3 protein-coding genes are annotated in these 2,982 nt (G+C 60.5%); all 3 read right to left on the reverse strand.

The genetic code is table 11. From position 1 onward, the window contains the following. Positions 1-887, reverse strand: an 887-nt coding sequence (gene folD, locus ABLN87_RS22020; RefSeq protein WP_353014247.1) for a bifunctional methylenetetrahydrofolate dehydrogenase/methenyltetrahydrofolate cyclohydrolase FolD, incomplete at its 3' end; no start/stop codon positions are given. 51 nt (positions 888-938) lie between these two features. After that, the gene (locus tag ABLN87_RS22025; RefSeq protein WP_353014249.1) at positions 939-1,244 is read right to left on the reverse strand and encodes a chorismate mutase; all 306 of its coding nucleotides are present in this window, start codon (positions 1,242-1,244) and stop codon (positions 939-941) included. Between the two features lie 57 nt (positions 1,245-1,301). After that, on the reverse strand, positions 1,302-2,978 hold the full coding sequence (locus tag ABLN87_RS22030) for a formate--tetrahydrofolate ligase (RefSeq protein WP_353014251.1): 1,677 nt from the start codon (positions 2,976-2,978) through the stop codon (positions 1,302-1,304). Positions 2,979-2,982 lie beyond the last annotated feature (4 nt).

Consider the following 2,982-nt stretch of genomic DNA (forward strand, 5'->3'; position numbering starts at 1 on the left):
GCCGTGAGGCCTTCTGGTTCTGGCAGGCTGTTTGCGCGGCATGCGGCGGTGAGGGTGTTTGCGAGTAGGCAGGCGATGGTCATGGGGCCGACGCCTCCGGGGACGGGGGTGATGGCGCCGGCGCGTTCGGATGCTGAGGCATAGTCAACATCGCCAACCAGTTTGTTCTTGCCGTCGCGCTCGATCCGGTTGATGCCCACGTCGATCACCGTGGCACCTTCCTTGATCCAGTCGCCCGGTACCATCTCGGGGCGGCCCACGGCAGCAACCACGATGTCGGCCCGGCGCACGACATCGGGCAGGTCCTTGGTGCGGCTATGCGCGATGGTCACGGTGCAGCTATCGCCCAGCAGCAGCTGCGCCATCGGCTTGCCCACGATGTTCGACCGGCCAATCACAACCGCATCCATACCCGACAGCGAGCCATGATGGTCGCGCAGCATCATCAGACAGCCCAGCGGGGTGCAGGGCACCATCGACTTTTGACCAGTGCCCAACAGACCCACATTCGAGATGTGGAAGCCGTCCACATCCTTGGCCGGATCGATGGAATTGATCACCAGATCTTCGTTCAGATGCTTGGGCAGCGGCAGCTGCACCAGAATACCGTGAACCGCAGGATCAGTGTTCAGTTTATCGATCAGCGCCAGCAAATCCTCTTCCGAGGTGTCCACATCCAGCTTGTGCTCGTACGAGTTCATGCCAACCTCAACGGTCATCTTGCCTTTCGAACGCACATAGACCTGGCTTGCCGGGTCTTCGCCCACCAACACCACGGCCAGACCGGGCGTGATGCCATTCTCTTCCTTCAGCTTTGCAACCTGATCGGCCACCTGCGCGCGCACTTTTGCGGCAAAGGCTTTACCGTCGATAACCTGGGCTACCATTGTTCAATCCCCTCTTCCAAAACGGATCAGGCGCACGAGGCGCCTGTTCGGTCAGTCAACGCCGATCACGCGTTCCTCGCGGGCAATCGACCAGTCAATCAATATGCGCCAGAGCTTCTCTGCAAGATCAGGGTCCATGCCCAATTCATCCGAGCTCTTGCGCACACGCTGCACCACCTCTTCGACGCGATCCGGGATACGGGCGGGCAGCCCCTCGCCGGGTTTCAGCTGGGATGCGCGGTCGATATAACCCGCACGCGCTACCAACAATTCGATCAATTGGCGGTCCAGCTTGTCGATCTGAACCCGCAATTCCCGCATCGAGCGACAGTCTTGCGGCGGTATCAGAGTGGGCATGTTTCTCTCCTCATGGCCCGGGGTAACCCCGGACCACGAGATGTCTTATTCGGCGGCTTAGAACAAGCCCTCGATCTCACCTGCGTCGTTAAGGCAGATGGTCTCGGCGGCCGGTTTGCGCGGCAGACCGGGCATGGTCATGATCTCACCGCAGACCACCACGATGAAGCCAGCACCGGCGGACAGGCGCACCTCGCGCACCGGAACCGAATGGCCGGTGGGCGCGCCGCGCAGCGACGGGTCGGTCGAGAACGAGTACTGGGTTTTCGCCATGCAGACCGGCAGGTTGCCATAGCCTGCTTCTTCCCATTCCTTCAACTGGTTGCGGATCTTGTTGTCGGCCAGAACCTCGTCCGCGCGGTAGATGCGCTTGGCGATGGTTTCGACTTTCTCGAACAGCGGCATCTCGTCGGGGTAGATCGGCGCGAAGTTCGCGGTGCCACCTTCAACGATTTCCACAACTTTCTCGGCCAGCGGGGCAGAGCCTTCCGAGCCCAGTTCCCAGTGACGCGACAGAACCGCCTCAACACCGTGGTCGGCGCAGTAGCCCTTGACCGCATCAACTTCGGCATCGGTGTCGGTGACAAAGTGGTTGATGGCAACAACAACCGGAACGCCAAAGGATTTGACGTTCTCGATGTGACGGCCAAGGTTGGCACAGCCAGACTGAACCGCGTCGACGTTCTCGGCACCCAGATCAGCCTTGGCCACGCCGCCATTCATCTTCATCGCGCGCACGGTTGCAACCAGCACAACAGCCGACGGGGCGATGCCCGCCTTGCGGCACTTGATGTTCATGAACTTCTCGGCCCCCAGATCGGCGCCAAAACCAGCCTCGGTCACGACATAGTCGGCCACTTTCAGCGCGGTCTTGGTCGCGATGACCGAGTTACAGCCATGTGCGATATTCGCAAACGGGCCGCCGTGGACAAAGGCCGGGTTGTTTTCCAGCGTCTGAACCAGGTTCGGCTGCATCGCGTCTTTCAACAGAACGGTCATTGCGCCTTCGGCCTTGATGTCGCGGCAGTAAACCGGGGTCTTGTCGCGTCGGTACGCAACGATGATGTCGCCCAGACGCTTTTCCAGATCTTTCAGGTCGTTGGCCAGACACAGGATCGCCATCACTTCCGAGGCCACGGTGATGTCAAAGCCAGCCTCGCGCGGGAAGCCGTTCGACACACCGCCCAGCGACGCCGTGATCTGACGCAGCGCACGGTCATTCATGTCGACCACACGGCGCCATGCGACACGGCGGGTGTCGATCTCGGCTTCGTTGCCCCAGTAGATGTGGTTGTCGATCATCGCCGACAGCAGCGAGTGGGCCGAGGTGATGGCGTGGAAGTCGCCGGTGAAGTGCAGGTTCATCTCTTCCATCGGAACAACCTGAGCGTAACCACCGCCCGCAGCGCCGCCCTTCATGCCGAAGTTCGGGCCAAGCGAGGCTTCGCGGATACAGATCATCGCATTCTTGCCAATGCGGTTCAGACCGTCACCCAGACCCACGGTGGTAGTGGTCTTACCCTCACCCGCCGGGGTCGGGTTGATCGCGGTCACAAGGATCAGCTTGCCGTCTTCACGGCCCTGCACCGAGTTGATGAAGTCTTGGCTAACCTTCGCCTTGTCATGCCCATAGGGCAGCAGATCATCGCTGGATATGCCCAGCTTCGCACCAATTTCCTGAATCGGCTTCTTCCTCGCCTCGCGGGCAATCTCAATGTCGGATTTGTAACTCATTGGG

The sequence above is a fragment of the Ruegeria sp. SCP10 genome (genome assembly GCF_040329495.1).
Lineage (GTDB): Bacteria > Pseudomonadota > Alphaproteobacteria > Rhodobacterales > Rhodobacteraceae > Ruegeria.

What these genes read in the sequence shown, in the direction of transcription:
- ABLN87_RS22025 (WP_353014249.1), bottom strand. Translation starts at nt 1,244, where the DNA reads ATGCCCACTCTGATACCGCCGCAAGACTGTCGCTCGATGCGGGAATTG.
- ABLN87_RS22030 (WP_353014251.1), bottom strand. Translation starts at nt 2,978, where the DNA reads ATGAGTTACAAATCCGACATTGAGATTGCCCGCGAGGCGAGGAAGAAG.